This is a genomic window from Actinoallomurus oryzae, from assembly GCF_039541955.1.
Lineage (GTDB): Bacteria > Actinomycetota > Actinomycetes > Streptosporangiales > Streptosporangiaceae > Actinoallomurus > Actinoallomurus oryzae.
Genome location: NZ_BAABHF010000054.1, coordinates 111,404 through 130,795 on the forward strand (window position 1 = coordinate 111,404; position 19,392 = coordinate 130,795).

At 72.0% G+C, this 19,392-nt stretch carries 18 protein-coding genes; 10 read left to right on the plus strand and 8 right to left on the minus strand.

Annotated features, from left to right (window positions below; translation table 11 throughout):
• Nucleotides 1–5: 5 nt before the first annotated feature.
• The 3 genes from pucL to uraD all read right to left on the minus strand — a co-directional run bounded on the left by pucL (nucleotide 6) and on the right by uraD (nucleotide 1,709).
• A complete protein-coding gene (gene pucL, locus ABEA10_RS43315) occupies nucleotides 6–872 on the minus strand; it encodes a factor-independent urate hydroxylase (protein ID WP_345474276.1) in 867 nt (288 codons plus the stop codon).
• Between the two features lie 2 nt (nucleotides 873–874).
• Nucleotides 875–1,183, minus strand: a complete 309-nt coding sequence (gene uraH, locus ABEA10_RS43320; protein ID WP_345474278.1) for a hydroxyisourate hydrolase — start codon at nucleotides 1,181–1,183, stop codon at nucleotides 875–877.
• A 64-nt stretch (nucleotides 1,184–1,247) separates the two neighbouring features.
• A complete protein-coding gene (gene uraD, locus ABEA10_RS43325; protein WP_345474280.1) occupies nucleotides 1,248–1,709 on the minus strand; it encodes a 2-oxo-4-hydroxy-4-carboxy-5-ureidoimidazoline decarboxylase in 462 nt (153 codons plus the stop codon).
• 373 nt (nucleotides 1,710–2,082) lie between these two features.
• Here uraD and ABEA10_RS43330 point away from each other — a divergent pair, with 373 nt between their 5' ends.
• Nucleotides 2,083–2,841 (plus strand): ABC transporter ATP-binding protein, encoded by a 759-nt coding sequence (locus ABEA10_RS43330; protein WP_345474282.1) that lies wholly within the window; start codon nucleotides 2,083–2,085, stop codon nucleotides 2,839–2,841.
• Nucleotides 2,838–5,336, plus strand: a complete 2,499-nt coding sequence (locus tag ABEA10_RS43335; RefSeq protein ID WP_345474283.1) for an ABC transporter permease — start codon at nucleotides 2,838–2,840, stop codon at nucleotides 5,334–5,336. The genes ABEA10_RS43330 and ABEA10_RS43335 overlap by 4 nt, the downstream gene beginning before the upstream one ends.
• Before the next feature lie 65 nt (nucleotides 5,337–5,401).
• Here the strand turns inward: ABEA10_RS43335 and ABEA10_RS43340 are convergent, their stop codons facing one another.
• Complete coding sequence (locus tag ABEA10_RS43340) at nucleotides 5,402–5,923, minus strand: GNAT family N-acetyltransferase (RefSeq protein ID WP_345474284.1); 522 nt, start codon at nucleotides 5,921–5,923, stop codon at nucleotides 5,402–5,404.
• A 151-nt stretch (nucleotides 5,924–6,074) separates the two neighbouring features.
• Between ABEA10_RS43340 and ABEA10_RS43345 the strand changes: the two genes are divergently transcribed.
• On the plus strand, nucleotides 6,075–6,818 hold the full coding sequence (locus tag ABEA10_RS43345; protein ID WP_345474286.1) for a class I SAM-dependent methyltransferase: 744 nt from the start codon (nucleotides 6,075–6,077) through the stop codon (nucleotides 6,816–6,818).
• Nucleotides 6,819–6,889: 71 nt separating this feature from the next.
• On the opposite strand, the gene sthA is transcribed toward ABEA10_RS43345, so the two are convergent.
• Both sthA and ABEA10_RS43355 read right to left on the minus strand, forming a co-directional pair.
• Nucleotides 6,890–8,311 (minus strand): Si-specific NAD(P)(+) transhydrogenase, encoded by a 1,422-nt coding sequence (gene sthA / locus ABEA10_RS43350; RefSeq protein WP_345474288.1) that lies wholly within the window; start codon nucleotides 8,309–8,311, stop codon nucleotides 6,890–6,892.
• Between the two features lie 118 nt (nucleotides 8,312–8,429).
• Complete coding sequence (locus tag ABEA10_RS43355) at nucleotides 8,430–9,803, minus strand: M1 family metallopeptidase (protein ID WP_345474290.1); 1,374 nt, start codon at nucleotides 9,801–9,803, stop codon at nucleotides 8,430–8,432.
• A gap of 325 nt (nucleotides 9,804–10,128) precedes the next feature.
• Here ABEA10_RS43355 and ABEA10_RS43360 point away from each other — a divergent pair, with 325 nt between their 5' ends.
• Genes ABEA10_RS43360 through ABEA10_RS43385 form a run of 6 tightly spaced genes read left to right on the plus strand, consistent with a single transcriptional unit; the run spans nucleotide 10,129 to nucleotide 16,197 of the window.
• Complete coding sequence (locus ABEA10_RS43360; RefSeq protein WP_345474292.1) at nucleotides 10,129–10,830, plus strand: response regulator transcription factor; 702 nt, start codon at nucleotides 10,129–10,131, stop codon at nucleotides 10,828–10,830.
• Complete coding sequence (locus tag ABEA10_RS43365) at nucleotides 10,808–12,586, plus strand: sensor histidine kinase (RefSeq protein ID WP_345474294.1); 1,779 nt, start codon at nucleotides 10,808–10,810, stop codon at nucleotides 12,584–12,586. Before ABEA10_RS43360 ends, ABEA10_RS43365 begins: the two co-directional genes overlap by 23 nt.
• 47 nt (nucleotides 12,587–12,633) lie before the next feature.
• Entirely contained in the window at nucleotides 12,634–13,245 is a 612-nt protein-coding gene (locus tag ABEA10_RS43370) for a hypothetical protein (RefSeq protein ID WP_345474296.1), read from the plus strand.
• Nucleotides 13,242–14,297: a peptidoglycan-binding protein gene (locus ABEA10_RS43375; protein ID WP_345474298.1), complete on the plus strand. Its 1,056-nt coding sequence runs from the start codon at nucleotides 13,242–13,244 to the stop codon at nucleotides 14,295–14,297. The genes ABEA10_RS43370 and ABEA10_RS43375 overlap by 4 nt, the downstream gene beginning before the upstream one ends.
• A 23-nt stretch (nucleotides 14,298–14,320) precedes the next feature.
• A complete protein-coding gene (locus ABEA10_RS43380) occupies nucleotides 14,321–14,986 on the plus strand; it encodes an ABC transporter ATP-binding protein (RefSeq protein WP_425551036.1) in 666 nt (221 codons plus the stop codon).
• Nucleotides 14,983–16,197, plus strand: coding sequence for an ABC transporter permease (locus tag ABEA10_RS43385; RefSeq protein WP_345474301.1), 1,215 nt, complete (start codon nucleotides 14,983–14,985; stop codon nucleotides 16,195–16,197). Before ABEA10_RS43380 ends, ABEA10_RS43385 begins: the two co-directional genes overlap by 4 nt.
• 89 nt (nucleotides 16,198–16,286) lie before the next feature.
• Here ABEA10_RS43385 and ABEA10_RS43390 read toward each other — a convergent pair whose 3' ends face one another.
• Nucleotides 16,287–17,396 carry an SDR family oxidoreductase gene (locus ABEA10_RS43390; RefSeq protein WP_345474303.1) on the minus strand — a complete coding sequence of 370 codons (1,110 nt, stop codon included), beginning with the start codon at nucleotides 17,394–17,396 and terminating at the stop codon, nucleotides 16,287–16,289.
• 154 nt (nucleotides 17,397–17,550) lie between these two features.
• Here ABEA10_RS43390 and ABEA10_RS43395 point away from each other — a divergent pair, with 154 nt between their 5' ends.
• Nucleotides 17,551–18,474: a LysR family transcriptional regulator gene (locus tag ABEA10_RS43395; RefSeq protein ID WP_345474305.1), complete on the plus strand. Its 924-nt coding sequence runs from the start codon at nucleotides 17,551–17,553 to the stop codon at nucleotides 18,472–18,474.
• A gap of 156 nt (nucleotides 18,475–18,630) precedes the next feature.
• Here the strand turns inward: ABEA10_RS43395 and ABEA10_RS43400 are convergent, their stop codons facing one another.
• Nucleotides 18,631–19,302, minus strand: a complete 672-nt coding sequence (locus ABEA10_RS43400) for a FadR/GntR family transcriptional regulator (RefSeq protein ID WP_329259681.1) — start codon at nucleotides 19,300–19,302, stop codon at nucleotides 18,631–18,633.
• Between the last annotated feature and the right edge of the window lie 90 nt (nucleotides 19,303–19,392).

Here is a 19,392-nt window from a genome sequence, read left to right on the forward strand (position 1 = left end):
CCCAGTCAGCTCCAGGCGGGGCCGGCGTCGGGCGCGCCGTCGCGGACGACGGCGCCCTCGATCAGCCCGTACGGCCGGTCCGCCGCGAAGAAGACCTCGTTCTCATTGTCCAGGCCGAACGGCTCGAGGTCGACGGCGAAGTGGTGCCGGTTCGGCAGCGACAGGCGCACCTCGCAGACCTCCGGCATCGCGTCGAGGAGCCGGTCGCCCATGGCGTACAGGGTCTGCTGCAGGGACAGGCTGTAGGTGCCGGCGAAGGCCTCCAGCAGGTGCCGCCGCGCCTCAGGGTAGGAGCCCTCCCAGTCCGCCTCGGCCGACGTGTGCCGCCACTGCGCGGCCACCTCCGTGGCCAGGATCCGGTCCCGGGTCTCCGGCAGCGTCGTGTACTCGTCCTTGACGTACCCCCAGAACTCCGAGTCGGTGGAGTTGAGCACGACGAGGTCCCTGATGCCGGACACGACGTGCGTGGCCTCGTCGTCGTGGTGGATGAGCGCGGTGCGGGTCTCGCCGCCCCGGCGGACGAAGGAGTGCCGCCCGGCCCCGATCCGGTCCCAGAGGTGTTCCTCGATCGACACGCGTGCGTGGTGGATAGTCGGCTGCGAGCCGACGAAGTGCCGGGCGAGCAGCAGCCCGAACGCCTCGGGCGAGTCGATGCCGTGCTTGCGGGCGAACGCGAAGACGGTGTTCTTCTGCGCGTCCGTCGTGAGGACGGCGGAGTTGTCCCCGGTCAGGTGGACCGCCTCCATGGCGCCGGACAGCGCGACGCTCACCGTGAGGTCCCGGAGGTGGTGGACGTCGCCGTCCCTGGTCACGCGGACGACGTGGGTCTCCGCCTTGCCGTAGCGGTTCGGGCCGAGCCGGCTCCGTGCCATGGTCAGCTCCCCCGGTAGGTCGAGTAGGCGTACGGGCTGAGCAGCAGCGGCACGTGGTAGTGCTCGCCGGGGTCGGTGACCGTGAAGGCCACGGCCACCTCGGGGTAGAAGTCCGAATGGCCGGCGGTGTCGAAGACGAGCCGGTGGACGCCCTCACCGGGTGCGGGCAGGTCGCGCACCCGGCCGTCCTCGTCGGTACGGGCGTCGGCGACGTGCCGCCACCCGTCGCCGTCACGGCTTTCCAGGCGCACCGCAACACCGGACGCCGGACGCCCCTTCGCGGCGTCGAGAACGTGGGTGGAAAGAGTCATGTGCCCTCCTTCACCGGAGGAGAGGCCCTGGGAGGCCGCGCTGCCGATTCGCTCACCCGTTCGCTCATGTGACCAGCTTCCTCAGCCTCAGCTCGGTGATCTCGGCCAGCTCCCCGCGCACGACCTCGCGCTCCTTCGCCGGGTCGTTGCCGAGGCGTTCCCGCAGCTCGGCGAGCATCTCGGCGGCGCTCCGCCCACCGGCACGGATGAGGAAGACGTGGCCGAACCGCTCCTCGTACTCGGCGTTGGCCACGGCGAACGCCGCCCGGTCGCCGTCGCCGACGCCCGCCTGTTCCTGGCGCGACAGCGCCGAAGCGGTGCGCTCGCCGATCCGCGGGTGGGCGTGGAGGGCCTCTTCGACGTCCGGCCAGTCCAGGTCGCGCACGGCGCGTCCCGCCGCGGCCAGCAGCCGCTCCGCCGAGCCGTACGGCCGTCCGCCGGCCACGGCCGCCGCCCAGCGCCGCGACGCGCAGCACGCCAGCAGCTCCGCCTCGGCGTCCGCGCGGGACAGGCCGTCGAACCGCACCGCGCCCTCCTCACGTTCGGGTCATGCCAGTACACACACCCGGATGAGCGGCGGTCCAGCGGAGAAACGCCGAACCGGACCACCTGATCACGGCAACTTTTCCCGTGTCGCGGCGAGCATGCCCCGTCCACGGCCCGCGGAACCGGCCGATCGCCCCGTCCGGCCGTTGAGTGCCTTCACCTGTTCATGGAAGAGCCCCGCCGCCGCGACCGGCCGCTCCCCGCTCACGAGGTCGGCCAATACGCCCGGTGGCGTAGCCGGCCCCGGGAGCGCCTACCCTGCCGGACGCAGTGCAGGTGCCGCTTTCCGCGGGACGACACCGGCGGTGCCGTGCCTGGACCCTCGGGCAGACCCCCCGAGGAGGAGAGACGAGATGACGGGCGAACGGAACGCCGCGGCACGAGCGGTGGGCGCCACCAAGGTATACGGGTCAGGGGCTGCGGAGGTGCGGGCGGTCGACGACGTGACGCTCGCGTTCGACGCCGGGCGATTCACCGCGATCATGGGACCGTCCGGCGCCGGGAAGTCGACGCTGATGCACTGCGTCGCCGGGCTGGACACGTTGTCCTCCGGGCAGGTGTTCATCGGCGACGTCGACCTGGGGTCGCTGTCGGACCGGCAGCTGACCGTGCTGCGGCGCGAACGGATCGGGTTCGTGTTCCAGTCGTTCAACCTGCTGCCCGCCCTCGACGCGGAAGAGAACATCACCCTCCCGCTGACGCTCGCGGGCACGCGGCCCGACCGGGCATGGATCGACGCCGTGGTCGCCACGGTCGGGCTCGGCGACCGGCTCTCGCACCGGCCCGCCGAGCTGTCCGGAGGCCAGCGGCAGCGGGTGGCGGTCGCGCGGGCGCTGGCCACGCGGCCACAGATCATCTTCGCCGACGAACCGACCGGCAACCTGGACTCGCGTGCCGGGGCGGAGATCCTGGCCTTCCTGCGTGAGGCCGTGGACGAACTCGGCCAGACGATCGTCATGGTCACGCACGACCCGGTCGCGGCCTCGTACGCCGACGCCGCGGTCTTCCTCGCCGACGGCCGGGTCCGCGACCGCGTCGAGGGCCCGACCGCCCGTACGGTGCTCGACCGCATGAGCGCCTACGAGGCCGGGGCCACGGGGAGGCACCGGTGACGCGCATCGCGCTCAAGGGCCTGTGGGCCCGCCGGCGTCGCCTCGCGGGCTCGTTCGCCGCCGTCTTCCTCGGGGTCGCGTTCCTCGCCGGGGCGCTCATGCTCGGCGACACGATGAACGCGAGCATCGGGCGGTTCTTCGACCAGGCCTACGCCGGGACGGACGCCTCCGTGCGCGGCGCGGCCAACGTCAGCGACACGCCGAACGGGGAGCGCGGCATGATCGACGCGGGCGTCGTGGACCTCGTACGCCGGGTGCCGGGCGTGGCGGTCGCCGAGCCGGTGATCAGCGGCTCCGGCCAGCTGCTCGGCCACGACGGCCGGGCGATCGCGGTGCTCGGGCCGAGGACGGCCGGCAACTGGCTCACCGACCCGCGGCTCAACCCGTACCACGTGGTCCAGGGCCGCGCACCGCGCACCGACGACGAGGTCGTGGTCAACCGCGCGACCGCCGTCCAGGGACGGCTGCGCGTCGGGGACGCCACGGCGGTGCTCACGCCGCAGCGGGTGCCGGTGCGCGTCGTCGGCATCGCGAAGTTCGGCGACCAGGACGGCTTCGGCGGCACGTCGTTCACGGCGTTCACGCTGGAGGGCGCCCGGAAATACGTCGCGCGGACGCCGGACCGCGTCAGCGGCGTGTCCGTCCGCGCCGCGAGCGGGGTGTCGCAGGACGAGCTGGTCCGCCGGCTGCGGGGCGTGCTCCCCGCGGGTGCCGAGGCGATCACCGGCCGAGCGCTCAGCCGGGAGGGCATGAACGCGGTGACGAAGGGCTTCCTCGACATGTTCCGCGCGTTCCTGCTGGCGTTCGCCGGGATCGCGCTGCTCGTGGGCATGCTCGGCATCCACAACACCTTCGCGATCACCGTGGCCCAGCGGAGCCGGGAGTCCGCCCTGTTGCGGGCGGTCGGGGCGTCGCGGCGGCAGGTGCTGGCCTCGGTGATCGCCGAGGCGCTCGTGCTCGGCCTGACCGCGTCGGTGGCCGGGGTGTTCGGCGGGCTCGGCTTCGCGGCGCTGCTGGAGGGCGTGTTCACCGCGATGGGCGCCTCCCTGCCGGTCGGCGGGCTGGTCGTGACGGCGACCTCCGTGGCCGTCGCCGTGACGGCCGGGGTCGTGGTCACGGTCCTGTCGTGCCTGCTCCCGGCGGTCCGCGCGTCCCGTACGCCGCCGGTCGCCGCGATGCGCGCGACCGAGGCGGAACGGCCCGGCGTGTCCCGAGTCCGCGCCGTCTGCGGCGGGACACTGGCGGCGGCCGGCCTGGCGCTGCTCGCCGTCTCGGCGGCGGCCGGGCGGTCGATGGTGATGGCCGTCCTCGGCACGGTCGCCTGCGTCGCGGGCGTGGTGGTGCTCGGCCCGGTCGCCGCGCGGCCCGCGGGCGCGCTGCTCGGCGCGCCGCTGCGGGGCGTGACCGGCGCACTCGCCCGGCGGAGCACGGCGCGTGAGCCGCGACGCGTGGCGGGGGCGGCGACCGCGCTGATGGTCGGCATCGGCGTGGTCACGCTGATCACCGTGCTCGCCGCGTCCGTGCGCACATCGGTGCGGGACACGGTCGCGCGGTCGTTCGGCGGCGACCTGGTGATCAGTACGGGCTCCGCCATCGGCGGCGGGTTCGACCCGCGGCTCGCCGGAGACGTGGCCCGGCTGCCGCAGGTCCGGGTCGCCGCCGGCATGGGCACCGGCGGCGTGCGGATCGGCGGCCGGGCGGTCCGCGTCACCTACGCCGACCCGGCGGCGCTGAGCCGGGTGCTCGACCTGGGGTCGGCGGCGAGCCTGCCGCCGGGGCGGCTGGCGGTCTCCCGGACCGCCGCCCGCGCGCACGGCTGGCGTACCGGGACCCCGCTGACGGTCCTGTTCGCCGACGGCACCCGCCGCACGCTCACGGTCGGCGGCACGTACGCGCCGGGCGGTCCGGCGGGCGACTACCTGATGCCCCGCGCGGACTGGATCGCGCACGACCCGCAGCCGAGGGACACGACCGTGCTGATCGCCCTGCGGCCCGGGGTCGGCGCGGCGGAGGGCGAACGCGCGGTCACCGCGGCCGCCCGGCCCTACTCCGCGCCCGATGTGCGGACGCGCGCGGACTACATCGACGCCCAGGCGTCCGGGGTGAACTCCCTGCTGACCCTGGTGTACGTCATGCTGGCGCTCGCCATCGTGATCGCGCTGCTCGGCATCGCCAACACGCTGTCGCTGTCGGTGCACGAGCGGACCCGCGAGATCGGACTGCTCCGTGCGGTCGGCGCGACGCGCGGCCAGATCCGATCGATGATCCGCGGAGAGTCGCTCATCGTCGCGCTGTCCGGCACGGCGGGCGGCCTCGCCATCGGCCTGGTGCCCGGGTGGGCGCTGGCCCGCGCGGCGACGGACGGGACGTTCGCCGCGCCACCCGTCCAGCTCGTGGTGATCGCCGTCATCGGCGCGCTCGCCGGGGTGCTGGCCGCGCTCCGTCCGGCGCGCCGGGCCGCCCGGATGGACATCCTGCGCGCGGTCGCGGACTGAGCCGCGCGGAGACCGCCCGGAACCCCACGCCCTGCCGCGCGGCGGGCGAGGGGTTCCGGGCTCTCTCAGACCCGGTCGAAGGGCTCCGGGTAGGCGAACGTTCCGCGGACCCCGGCGTCGTACGCCGACAGGGCGCGCACCTGGAAATGGGCGTCCCATGCGGGGACGGGCGGCGTGATCCCGAACTCCGCCGACGGACGGAAGCCGAACCGCCCGTAGTAGGCGGGGCTGCCGAGCAGCGCGACCAGTGGCTCGCCGAGGGCGTCCGCCGCGCCCAGGACGGTGTGCACGAGCGCCAGTCCGACGCCACGCCGCTGGTCCCCCGGCCGGACGCTCAGTGGGCCGAGCCCGAGGACGGGCGCGGCGCCCACGGTGCCGCGCGTGCAGACGACGTGGCCGAGCACCTCCCCGCCCCGTCCCTCGCACGCGACGAGGGACAGCGCGGGAAGCCACGCGTCGCAGGCGCGCAACTCGCCCAGCAGGCGGGCCTCGGTCACCTCTCCGGTCGAGCCGGGGCGGGCGAACGCCGCGGAGGTCACGGCGTGGACCGCCGCGGTGTCCGCGGGCGTCTCTCGTCGGATCAGCATCCGGCCAGGCTCCCCATCCCCCTCGCGGAGGTCAACGGATTTCCCGCCGGGAACGAACCTCGCGATGGATGGAGGTCTTGAATAACGAGACGGATTCTCTCATTTACCGAGATCACGAGTACGGTGATCGGCGAAGGGCAAGGTGATGACGATGCTCCGAGAATGGGACGCCGCCGCGTACGACTCGCTCCCGCTGCCGCACCTTCGCTGGGGACGGCGCACGCTCGAACGGCTGTCGTTCGCCGGTGACGAGACGGTGCTGGAGGCCGGCTGCGGCACCGGCCGCGACACCGAATCGCTGCTCGACCGGCTCCCCCACGGCCGCGTCGTCGCCGTCGACGGATCGGCCCGGATGCTCCAGCGGCTGCGTGAGCGGCTCGCCGGCCGGCTCGACCGGGTCGAGGCGATCCAGGCGGACCTTCTCGCGCCGCTGCCCGTCGCCGAACCGGCCGACGCGGCCTTCAGCGTGGCGACCTTCCACTGGATCCACGACCACGACACGCTGTTCGCCAACATCGCCCGCGCGCTCCGGCCGGGCGCCCGGTTCGCCGTCGACTGCGGCGGGGAGGGCAACGTGGCGCGCGTACGGGCCGCCATCGAGGACGTGCTCGGCGAGCCCACCGGCATGTGGAACTTCGCCGGCCCCGAGGAGACGCGCGAACGGCTCGAACGCGCGGGCTTCACCGACGTCGAGGTCGCCCTGGTGGAGGATCCGGCGCGGTTGGAGCCGGGCGAGCGGTTCCACAGCTACCTGGCGATCGTCGTGCTCGGCGCGCACCTGGACCGGATCCCGCCGGCCGAGCACCGCGCCTTCGTGGAGGCCGTGGCGGCGCGGCTGGACGAGCCGGTCGTGGACTACGTGCGGCTGACCTTCACCGCGACGCGGGCCGGCTGACCGAGGCGACCGTTCGAGGTCGCGGCGCGGTACGGCGGCGGCGCACGGGAGGTCCCGGCGCCTCCGCCTCCCTACTCGGACAGCGCGGCGACCTGGCGCATCTTGTTGATCGTGTCCAGGGCGGCGACCTTGTACGACTCCGCCAACGTCGGGTAGTTGAACACGGCGTCGACCAGGTAGTCGATCGTCCCTCCGCAGCCCATCACGGTCTGGCCGATGTGCACGAGCTCGGTCGCGCCCGTGCCGAAGACGTGCACGCCCAGCAGGCGGCGGTCCTCCGGGGACACCAGCAGCTTCAGCATGCCGTACGAGTCGCCGATGATCTGCCCTCGCGCCAGCTCGCGGTAGCGGGAGATGCCGACCTCGAACGGGATTCGCCCGGCGGTCAGCTCGTCCTCCGTACGTCCGACGAAGCTGATCTCGGGGATCGTGTAGATGCCGATCGGCTGGGTCCGCTGCATCTCGCGGGCCGGCTCGCCGCACGCGTGGTGACCGGCCAGGCGGCCCTGCTCCATGGACGTCGCCGCCAGGGCCGGGAAGCCGATCACGTCACCGACCGCGTAGATGTGCGGCACGGTGGTGCGGAAGTACTCGTCGACCTCGATGCGCCCGCGTGCGTCGGCGGTCAGGCCGGCCCGGTCCAGATCGAGGTCGTCCGTGGAGCCCTGGCGGCCCGCGGAGTACATGACCGTGTCCGCGGGGATCTTCTTGCCGCTCTCCAGGATGGTCATCGCGCCGCTCCGTACACCGCCGAACGACCGGCGCTCCACCGCGGCGACGGTCTCGCCGAACCGGAAGGTCACCGCGAGGTCCCGCAGGTGGTACTTGAGCGCCTCGACGATCTCCAGGTCGCAGAACTCGAGCATGCGCTCCCGGCGCTCGACCACGGTGACCTTGGTGCCGAGGGCGGCGAACATCGAGGCGTACTCGATGCCGATCACTCCGGCGCCGACGACGACCATGGTCTGCGGCAGGCGCTCGAGGCGGATGATGCCGTCCGAGTCGATGATCGTGGCGTCGTCGAACTCGACCGTCTCCGGGCGCGCCGGATGCGTGCCGGTGGCGATGATGATCTTGTCGGCGGTGAACTTGTTCTCGCGTCCCGTCAGCGGATCGCTCACCTCGACGGTGTGCGGGTCGGTGAAGTGCGCCGTGCCGTCAAGGAGGGCGACGTGGTTGCGGGAGAGCTGGCTCCGGATCACGTCGATCTCGCGGCCCACCACGTGCTGGGTGCGCGCCGCGAGGTCGGCGACGGTGATCTCCTCCTTGACCCGGTAGCTCTGGCCGTACAGCTCGCGCTGGTTGAGGCCGGTCAGGTAGAGCACCGCCTCGCGGAGCGTCTTGGACGGGATGGTGCCGGTGTTGATGCACACCCCGCCGATCATGTTCCGGCGTTCGACGACCGCCACCCGGCGGCCGAGCTTCGCCGCGGCGATCGCCGCTTTCTGCCCCCCGGGCCCGGACCCCAGGACAAGTACGTCGAAGTCGTACACATTCCTAGTCTGGCGTGGCGCCGCCCGGTGATCCAGTCCACCCTCGTCTCTTCCGGACCGGACCGGCGCAAAGGATTCCGCCGGTCCGGTCGTGCACCCGCTGTTCGATGAGCGGTGGTCAGCGCGGCCCTGACGTCAACGTGCCGGGCCAGAGGTACTGGTCGGCGGGCACTGTCGCGCCGCGGAACCACGCTTGGAAGAAGCCGGTGAGGTCCTGTCCGGCGACCTTCTGTGCGAACGCCTCGAACTGCGGCCAATCGACGTAGTCGCCGCGGTGCTCCTGCGGCCACTGTTCGATCAACCGGTGGAACGCCTCGTCGCCGATCTGCCGGCGGAGTGCGTGCAGAGCGAGCGCGCCCTTGCCGTACTCGTTGATCCCCGGTGCCTCACCCGGCCGGTAGAGCGCCTTCCAGAAATCGGCGTCGTCCCTCTCAGCGCCGACCTGTTCGCGGTAGCGGGCATCGAGGTCGACGCCGTCCCTGTCCTCGTTCCACAACCACGTGGCGTAGGCGGCGAAGCACTCGGCCAGGCAGTCGTCCTCGGGCCGGCGGGCGGCGGCCGAGACCCCGTACCACTGGTGAGCCTGCTCGTGGACGACCGCGTCGAGGGTCATGAACCGCTTGTTGCCGGCGCCGAGGTATACCGGCCGGGTCTGCGGCGCGGTCGCCGGCGCGTCGTCGTCTACCTGGACGAACACGTTGCCGGCCGCCCGGAACGGGTAGGGACCGAACCTTCTGGAAAGGAACTGGAGGATCTCCGGCAACCTGTCCGCCAGCGGTTTCGTCGACTTCCGCAGTCCTGGGGCGTACGCGTTGACCACCGGGGTTCCGCCGGCCGGCGCGGACCGCTCGACCGTGAAACGGTCGATGGAGACGGCGAGGTCGGCGGGGTCGACGTAAGGCTCTGTCCAGCGGAACGCGGCGCCGGTGGAGCCGTGCCTCACCGGATCCTCCCGGCCTACGGAAACGACGCTCCAACCGTCCGGCACGGTCGCCGTCAGGTGGAAGGCCGCCTTGTCGTGCGCGTCCTCGTGGACGGGGAACCACGCGCTGGAGCTTCCCTCGAACGCGGTGGCTCCGCCCGACGTGGTGGGAAGCCACCCGGCTCCCGGCGACCCGTCATACTCGACCCGGACCTGGAACCGGGCTCTGCGGCCGATCTTCGCCGACGGCACGATGAGGAGATCCTTCCCTCCGGTCTGTGCGAAGGACTTCGCCGGTTTCGAATCGACCGTGACCGAACGGACCGCCGGCCCGCTGAGGGTGAGCGTGAACCGATCCAGTGCCTCGACCGCCGTGGCGGTGACCACCGTGACGCCCCGGACCGTTCGGGTGTCCGGCCGGTAGCTCATCGTGATGCCATATCCGGTGACGTCGTACTTCCCGCCGCCCGCGTCGGCCGCGTCCGCCACCGTGCGGAGACGCGGCGAGCCGTCGGCGCCGAAGCTCGTGCCGGCGCCCCCCACCGCGCCGGCCAGCACGGTCGTGGCCATCAAGGCCCTGCGCGCTTTTCCTCGCGCCTGTTCGCGGCACGAGCCCTGCCGATGCGGTTCGGCGGACCGGCGAATGAGATTCATGAACGACAGGGTCTGCCGGCGATGTCCGACCGGTGTCCGAGCCGCGTCGCGGTTCTGTCGCAAACCTGCTGCGGACCGACGTGCCCCTGGGCGTACGCCGGGCGCTCACTTCGGCGGGGGTCGGGGCGGCGGTGGTGTTCCGTGGGCCGGGGCCGGAGATCGGGCGATGGCCGGACAGCCGGGCGGGGCAGACGGGATCATGGCGGCGGGAGGTCATGGCGCCAACGGTGAGAGGGCTCTTGTGTGCGCGTACATCCTGGTGGCCGAGGACGATCCGAAGCAGGCGGAGTTGGTCCGGCGTTACCTGCGTCGCGAGGACCACACGGTGCAGGTCGTGGGCGACGGCCGGTCGGCGATCGACGAGGTCCGCCGGAACTCCCCCGACCTGCTGGTGCTCGACGTGATGATGCCCGGGCTCGACGGCCTGGACGTGTGCAGGGCGCTCCGGCGGGAGTACGACCTGCCGGTGCTGATGGCCACGGCCAGGGCCGACGCGGACGACAAGCTGCTCGGGTTCGACCTCGGCGCCGACGACTACCTGACCAAGCCGTACGACCCTCGCGAGCTGATGGCACGCGTGCGGTCGCTGCTGCGACGTTCGCAGTCCTCCTCCGGACCGGCGGCGCCGCCGTTGCGGGTCGGCGGCCTCACTCTGGACCTGCTCCGGCATGAGCTACGGGTCGGCGGACGGCCCGTCGCCTGTACTCCCGCGGAGTTCCGCGTCGCCGCCACGCTGATGGCGGCGCCCGGTCAGGTGTTCAGCCGCCGTCAGCTTCTCGAACACGCCCGCGGGCTGGACGGCTACATCACCGAGCGGACGATCGACGTGCACGTGATGAACCTGCGCAAGAAACTCGAGGACGACCCGCGCAGGCCCACCTACCTGCGCACCGTCCACGGCGTCGGATACAAGATCGTCGATGGCCGCCGGTCCGACGGCTGAGCCGCGTCGGCGGCGGGGACTTCGGGTCCGGCTGCTGGCCGGCACGGTGCTGGTCGCGGCCTGCTCGATCGGCGCGACCGCGTGGCTGTCGGTGCAGAGCACCACCGGCTCGATCCGGGCGGAGCAGGGCCAGAACCGCGCGACGGTGGCCTGGATCTACAACCAGGTGCTGGCCTACGGGGCGACCCATCCGGGGTGGAACGAGGTGGCCCCGGTCCTGGCCGACGTGAGCCGGCGCGCCGGCCTGCGGATCGGCCTCACCGCGGGCAACAGGGTACCGATCGCCGGGGCGTTCGGGCCCGACGATCCTCCGCTGCCGGCCACGCCGACCGCCGTGGTCGATCCCCTCGCCGTCGACGTCACGCTGCTGCCGGACGTCTCCGACGACAGGATCGACACGCGCGCCGTCGGCTCGTTCCGGCTGCCGCCGCCCGAGCACGTCGCGCTGCGCCGGGAAGCGGACGCCGAGGCCGCGTGCATGCGCGCCCACGGTCAGGACGCCGTCGTCGCCGAGTCCGCCGCCGGCCGGCCGTACGTCCGTACGGCCGTACGGCCCGCCTCGCGGTGCGACCGCATGCCCCGGGGGAACGCGGTCGTCAAGCCGATGGCCACCGAGGCAAGCGCCCTGGCGATCCTGAACGACTACCTCGGTTCGTGCCTCAGGGACCGTTCCCTCCCGGCGTCGGAGGTCCAGCTCACCGCCATGGGCGGTCTCGTGCCGACGGCCGCCCCGCCCGACCGGCAGGCGTTCTTCGACTGCCTCGGATCGAGCAGGCGCATCCTGCTGGAGCCGTACGTCTCTCCGGCGGTGCTGCTGTTCATCAGCGTTCCCGCGGAACGGCAGACCGTGGTCGGGCTGCCCGCGGCGGACGTGGCCAAGATCATCACCGCCGCGCTGGCCGTCCTGGCCCTCACCATCGGCGTGAGCGCCCTGCTCGCCGGCCGGGTGCTGCGACCGCTCAAGGCGCTGACCGCCGCGACCGAGCGGATGCGCGCCGGCGACCGCGCCACCCGCGCCGAGGTACGGGCGAAGTGGGAGATCGCCGACCTGGCCACCGCCTTCAACGAGATGTCCGAGCACCTGGACCGTACGGAGCGACAGCGCAAGGACCTCGTCAGCGACGTATCGCACGAGCTGCGCACACCGCTGGGCAACATCCGAGGCTGGCTGATCGCCGCGCAGGACGGGGTGGCCGAGCTCGGACCCGAACTGCTGGCCTCGCTGCTGGAGGAGGCCCTCGTGCTCCAGCACCTGGTCGACGACCTGCAGGAGCTCGCCTCGGCCGACGCCGGGCGGCTGCGGCTGCGGCCCGAGCCGATGGACGCCGGCGCGCTGCTGGCCCAGGCCGCCGCCGTGCACCCGACCCGGCTCGCGGTCGAGACGTCCGGGAACCTCCAGCTCGACGCCGACCCGGTCCGGTTGCGGCAGGCCGTCGGGAATCTGGTCGTCAACGCGGTACGGCACACTCCGCCGGACGGCCGGATCACGCTGCGCGGCCGCCGGGCCGCCGAAGAGGTCGTGATCGAGGTCGAGGACACCGGCAGCGGCATCGCGCCGGAGGACCTGCCGCACGTGTTCGAACGCTTCTGGCGCGCCGACCGCTCGCGCAGCCGCGTCACCGGGGGGCGAGGTCTCGGGCTGGCCATCGTCCGGCACCTGGTGGAGGCGCACCACGGCACCGTGACGGTGACCAGCACCCTCGGTGCGGGAACGACGTTCACGATCCGCCTCCCGGCGGCTCGCGAAGAAACCTGAACGCCGCCCTGACAACTTCTTCACATTCGCCGACGACCATGTCGATCATGACGCTTACACGACGCATCGTCGTCATCGCCTCGCTGGCCGCGCTGGCCGCGCTGCCCGCGCTGGCCGCCTGCGGCTCGTCCGAGCCCGGCCACAGGGTGGCGACTCTGCGGACCCCGGGCACCACCGCCACCGCGGGCGCGCGTGCCTCGACCGGAACGCCGGCCGTGGCCCGGCCCCGAGAGCGGCTGGACATGACGCCCGAGGAGAGCGACGCGCTCTGGGAGACCTACAACCGGTGCCTGTCGGACCACGGCGCCGGTCCGAAGGCAGGCCGCGCCCCGGCGGGAAGGCCGGCCGCGGTGCCGGGGCGTCCGGTCGACTCCAAGGTCGAGGCCAAGGCCGAAGCCGCCTGCCTGCCGATGAAGCCGCTGCCGGCGTGGCAGTACGACAGGGCCAACCCCGAGTCCCTCGACTTCATCCACAAGCTGGTGCGGTGTCTGCGCGCCAAGGGAGTGCGGTACGTCGAGGAGGAACCCGCGGGTCCGGGCGACGACCAGAACTCCATCTCCTTCGGCGGCAAGAACAACGACCCCGGGTCGATCAGCAAGGGCCTGAACCTTACGCCGACGTGCGAGAAGGAGGTCGTCGTCGGCGGCGGTAGGAAATGAGACGGTGGCTGCTCCCGGGACTCGGCGCCGCGCTCGCCGTCACCGTGGGCGCGGTGGTGACCTACAGCAGACTGGCCGGGCGTTCCCCGGTCGCGCCGGTCGTCACGCCGGCCGCCGCCCAGACCGCCGTGATCCGCCGGATGGACCTGGACACCTCGTTCACTCTCGGCGGCACGGTCGGCCATGGAGCCACGATCCCGTTCACCGGCCGCAGGCGGGGCACGTTGACCTGGCTGCCCGCGGTGGGAACGGTGGTCGGGCGCGGGCAGCGGCTGTATGAGGTGAACGCGCGGCCGGTGCCGCTGCTGATCGGCCCGACGCCGCTGTATCGCACCCTGCGCGCCGGTGTCCCGGCCGGACCGGACGTCCGCGAGCTGACCGAGAACCTGCGCGCCATGGGCTACGGCGTCGCCGGCGCCGGGGACACCTTCGGGCGCGGCACCGAGGCGGCGTTGAAACGCTGGCAGAAGGCGAACGGTCTGCGCGCGACCGGCACGCTGGGCGTGGGCGACGCGGTGATGCTGCCGCACGCGGTGCGGATCGGCTCTCTGAAGGCGCGGCCCGGCTCCCCCGCGACCGCCGAGCTGTTCGGCTACACCTCCGTGCGCAAAGTGGTCATCGTGCAGCTCGACCCCACGCAGGCCGACGTCTCCGCGGTGAAGCCGGGCGTGACGGTCACGGTGCTGCTGCCCGGCGGGAGGCACACCGCAGGACGGGTGGCCAGGGTCAGCACACCGTCCGCGCAGGACACGGGAGCCGGAGACGACGGCGCGTCGGCGCGCACCGCCACCGTGACGGTGGCACACCAGGCGGCGATGGCGACGGTGGAGGGGACGGTCCAGATCAAGGTGACCAACGAGGTGCGCCGGGGCGTGCTCGCGGTCCCCGTGACCGCACTGCTCGCGCTGGCCGAAGGCGGGTACGCGGTGCAGGTCGTGGGCGGCGGCAGAACGGCCCTCGTCGGCGTTCGGACCGGCCTCTTCGCCGGCGGCATGGTGGAGGTCGCGGGCACCGGACTGGCCGAGGGCCTGCGGGTGGTGGTCGCGTCATGACGCCGGCCCTCACCGTCGGGAACGTGAGCAAGGTCTACCCCGGTGGCGTACGCGCACTCGACGACGTGTCCCTTGAGATCCGCCGGGGTGAGCTGCTGGCGGTCGTCGGACCGTCGGGGTCGGGCAAGTCGACCCTGCTGCACGTGATGGGCACGCTGGACCGGCCGACCAGCGGCGGTGTCGCGGTCGAGGGCATCGACGTGGCGGCCCTGCCGGACCGCGGCCTGTCGGCGTTGCGGGCACGGCGGATCGGCTTCGTGTTCCAGCACTTCCACCTCGCCGGCGGTCTGTCCGCGGCGGAGAACGTGGCCACCGGACTGCTGTACGCGGGGGTGCCCAGGCGGCGGCGAGGCCCGCTGGTCGCCGAGGCGCTGGAACGCGTCGGCCTCGGTCCCCGCGCGGCACACCGCCCGTACGAGCTGTCCGGCGGGGAACGCCAGCGGGTCGCGATCGCCCGCGCGCTGGTCAACGAACCGGCGATCGTCCTGGCGGACGAGCCGACCGGCGCACTCGACACCGCGACCGGCCGTACGATCCTCGGCCTGTTGCAGGACCTCAACCGCGCCGGGACCACCATCGCGGTCATCACCCATGACCGCGACATCGCCGCGGCGCTGCCCCGCCGGGTCGAGATGGTCGACGGCCGGGTCCGCCTGGACTCCGGAACACCACAGGAGGTGTGCGGGTGAGCCGCCCCCCGACCACGCCGGTGCGGATGACGCCGGCGGACCTGCTCGCGCTGGGGCTGTCGGGCTTGCGAACCCGCCCGGTACGCGCCGTGCTGTCCGCGCTGGGGATCGCGATCGGGATCGCGACCATTGTCATGGTGGTGGGCGTCCCCGCGTCCGGTCGGCGGGCGCTGGAGGACCGGCTCTCCGCACTCGGCACCAACCTGCTGGTGGTGCAGTCGACATTCGATCAGCGGACCCACGAGCTGCCGCCGGTGCCCGAGCCCGCGGCGCGGATGGTCGCCCGGATCGGGCCGGTCCAGCGCGCGAGCGCGGTCGCGAACACCCACGCCGAGGTGCGCCGCTCCGACCGCATCCCGCCCGAAGACGGGTCCGGGCTGACCGTGCTCGCCGCCGAGACCGGCTTGCTGCCCGCCATCGGCGGACACGTCGTGTCCGGCCGGTACCTGGACGCGACCACCGCCGCGCTGCCGACGGTCGTCCTGGGCGACAAGGCCGCGACGCGGCTCGGGATCACCGAGGTCGTGCCGGGCGGATCCGCACCGACCGTGTGGATCGGCAGCCGCCGGTTCACCGTCGTCGGCGTGCTCGCGCCGCTCCCGCTCGCGCCGGACGTCGAACGCTCGGTCCTGGTCGGCTGGCCGGCCGCACGCCGATGGCTGGGATTCGACGGGCACCCGACCGAGCTTTTCGTCCGCGCCCGGGAAGACCAGATCGAAAGCGTACGGTCGGTGCTCGCCGCGACGGTGTTCCCCGAGAACCCGGCCCGCGTCGAGGTCAGCCGTCCGTCCGACGTGCTGGCCGCCAAGCGCATCACCGTCACCGCCTTTTCCGGGCTGTTCCTCGGACTCGCCGGAGTGGCCTTGCTCGTCGGCGGTGTCGGGGTGGCCAACACCATGGTGATCGCGGTGCTCGAACGCCGTCCCGAGATCGGGCTGCGACGTGCCCTGGGTAGCACGAGAGGGCAGGTCCGCGGCCAGTTCCTCGTGGAGTCGATGGCTCTGAGCGTCTACGGCGGACTCGCCGGCGCGGCGCTCGGTGCGCTGGGCACCGCGGGCTACGCGGTGGCCCGCGGCTGGCCCGCGGTCATCCCCGCGGGCGCGGTGCTCGGCGGCATCGGCTCCGCTCTGGTGATCGGCATGCTCGCCGGCCTCTACCCTGCCACCCGCGCGGCCCGCCTGACCCCGGTCGAAGCCCTCGCCACCGGCTGACCGGCATCTGAGGGGAGCACGCAAGAGATCGCACGTTTTTCACCTGACGGCATGCACGGCATGCACGGCATGCTTGACTGTCTACACGATCAAAGGCCTTGCCCTCCGGAGGCCTCGATCCGTTGCGCGGTGATCCATCCGGCGCTCGCAGAGGTGATGGCGCGCACGGCGTCGCCGATGTCCTGCGGCTCTCCGACTCGCCCGAAAGCATGATTGGCGGTGACCATGGCCCGATATTTCTCATCATCTCGGATCACACCGCCCGCGAAGTCGGTTGCAGTTGCTCCTGGCGCAATTACGTTGACGGTGATCGCCCGGGAGCCAAGGATTTTCGCGGCGTATTTTGTGTAGATTTCGATGGCGCCTTTCATGGACGCGTAGACGGAGTAGGCGGGGTTGGCGACGTATCGGGTGAGACCGGAGGAGACGAAGAGAATACGGCCACCGTCGTTAATCAATGGGCTTAGGAGCTCGGTCAGCAGTATCGGACCTTTGACGTGGACGGCAAAGAGCGCGTCGATGGTTGCCGCTTCTGTCTGGCCGAATGGGGTCAGACGGTCGAAGCCCGCGTTATTGACGAGAATGTCAAGGTGATCACGTTCCCAGTGCTCGCGCAGTTGGTCGCCGAGCTGGTCGGCGAATGCGGGGAAGTCGTCGTGGCGTGTGGTGTCGAGCGGAAGGGCGATCGCGGTCCGGCCCCGTTTCACGAGTTCGGCGACGACCGTGTCCGCCTCGTCGGGGTTGGATCGGTAGGTGAGAATAATGTCGATATCTTCGTCGGCGAGGGCGTACGCGGCCGCTCGGCCGATACCGCGGTTTCCGCCGGTGATCAGCGCGATGCGATTCATGGATGAGCCTCTTTTCAACAGCAGGACTGGCAGGAATTGCCGCTTCAGAACCGACATCCGACGCCATCCGGACTTCACCCAGCAGCTTCCCACCAGAGGTGAGGTGCACGGGGACACGAAAGGCGCCTCTTTGTTGCCGGCATAACCCGTCCTGCCGTCCGGGCCGGCCACGAACCAGTGCGGGCCAGGGGCTCCGGTGTCGATCCGCCCGATCGCCCGCCCGGTCCCGGTATCGATGACCACCACACCGCCGGTCCGGCCTGTGGAACCCTCGGCGCTGACGTACAACCGGCCGCGCTCCGCGTCCAGAGCCAGACCGTGCGGACCGTGCTCCATCGCCGGCTCGCTCATCTCGCGCTGATTGCCGCATGACGACCTCTCCGTGACTGCTCTGCCCGCGTTCCGCGAGCACCTCAAGTGTCAGCAGGGACACCAAGGCAGGGCAATGCAAAGATCGGCATGTAATCTTTGCGCTCACCGCAATGACGCTGAGTGCGGAGGGCTTATGGACCTGAACCTGCTAGTCGCGCTCGATGCGCTGCTCGAGGAGAACAGCGTGACCAAGGCCGCCGATCGGCTCGGCACCTCGCCTGCCGCGGCGAGCCGCAAGCTGTCAAGCCTCCGCAGGATGGTGGGTGACCCGTTGCTCGTACGAGCAGGACAAGAGATGACACCGACCCCCCGGGCCCTCGAGCTCAGGGCGGAGGTACGCGCGCTGCTCGATCGAACGAAGGCAGTGCTCACGCCGGCGGGCGGGCTCGACCTCGCCACCATGCACCGGAAGTTCAGCGTTCAAGCCAGTGAGCTGCTCCTGGCCGACCTGGCCGCGCAGCTGACCGGCCGGCTCTACTCCGAGGCTCCTGCGATGGGAATCGTGTTTCTACCCGAGTCCGTTGAGGGCACTCCGGCGCTGCGGCAGGGCTTCGTGGACATCGAGCTGGGGGTACTCGGCCACCTCGACCCGGAGACGTGTGCCGAGCAATTGGTCACCGTCCCGCTGCTCGGCGCTGCCCGGAACGATCACCCGCTGTTCGATGCCCCGATCGACGCCCGCCGGTTCGCCGACGCTGATCACATCGGCATCTCCCGTACGGGCAAACGTCATGGCCCGATCGACACGGCGCTCGCGAAGTTGGGCCTGCGGCGAAACGTCACCGTCGTCGTACCCAGCCACACCAGCGCGATGATGCTGGCCAGAGCAACCGATCTGGTCTGTCTCACCATCGCTACCAGCACCGGAGACCTGCCCGACGCGACCACCGCGCTCGGACTGCGGACCTTCCCCATTCCAGTGGATGTTCCGCCCATCGAGATCGGTATGGCGTGGCATCCCAGACACAACGTCGACCAGGCACACCGATGGCTCCGAGACCACATCCGCGCCGTCGTCACCGACACCTACGATGCCGGAAGAGTCGGCAGAGCATGAACGCCGGAGGCTCCGTCGCCCGCACTGTCCGCGCCCCGGTCGAACGCCCCGGGCGGTTCAATACCACCGTGACAACCGCGTGACCCGAGTCAGGCCGCAGGTCCGGGCGCCGCGGCGCCGGCCGTCGATGCGGTCGAGCACGTCGCGGGGAGCCGCTCAGAGCGCCTTGCGCAGCCACTGCTCCACGCCGGCGATGTGCACCGTCGCCAGGGCGCGTGCGACGTCCGCCTCGCGGGCGGCGAGCGCGTCGAGGATCGCATGGTGCTCGTCCAGCGTGCGCCTGAGGGCGCCCTCCTGGGTGAGCCCGCGCCAGACCCGCGCCCGGACGGTCGGCCCGCACAGCGTCTCCACCAGGGAGTAGAGCACCGCGTTGCCGGCCGCCTCGGCGATGCGGCGGTGGAACTCCAGGTCGTTCTCGACGAGGTCCTCCACGGAGGAGTCGCCGGTGACGCGGGCGAGGTGGTCGCGCAGCGAGTCCACCGTCTCGAGGCTGATCTTCTGCGCGGCGAGGGCCGTGGCGGCGGGCTCGAGGATGCGGCGGACCTCGAAGAACTCCAGCACGGTCGCGTCGTGGTGCAGGTCGACGATGAAGCTCAGCCCGTCGAGGAGGGCCTTGGGCTCCAGGCTCGTGACGTACGTGCCGTCGCCCTGGCGCACGTCGAGGATGCGCACGAGCGACAGCGCGCGCACGGCCTCGCGCAGAGAATTGCGGGACAGCCCCAGCTGGGCGGCCAGGTCGGCCTCTTTCGGCAACCGGTCCCCAGGCCGGAGCTCACCCGAAACGATCATTCCCTTGATCTTCTCGATCGCCTCGTCAGTGATCGGCATGTTCCCCTACCCCAGCTCCCCGGGTCGACCGTCCCGGGCCCGTCCGTCTCTGCCAAGCGTCCCACGCGGCGTCCCCGGGCCGCCCCGTAA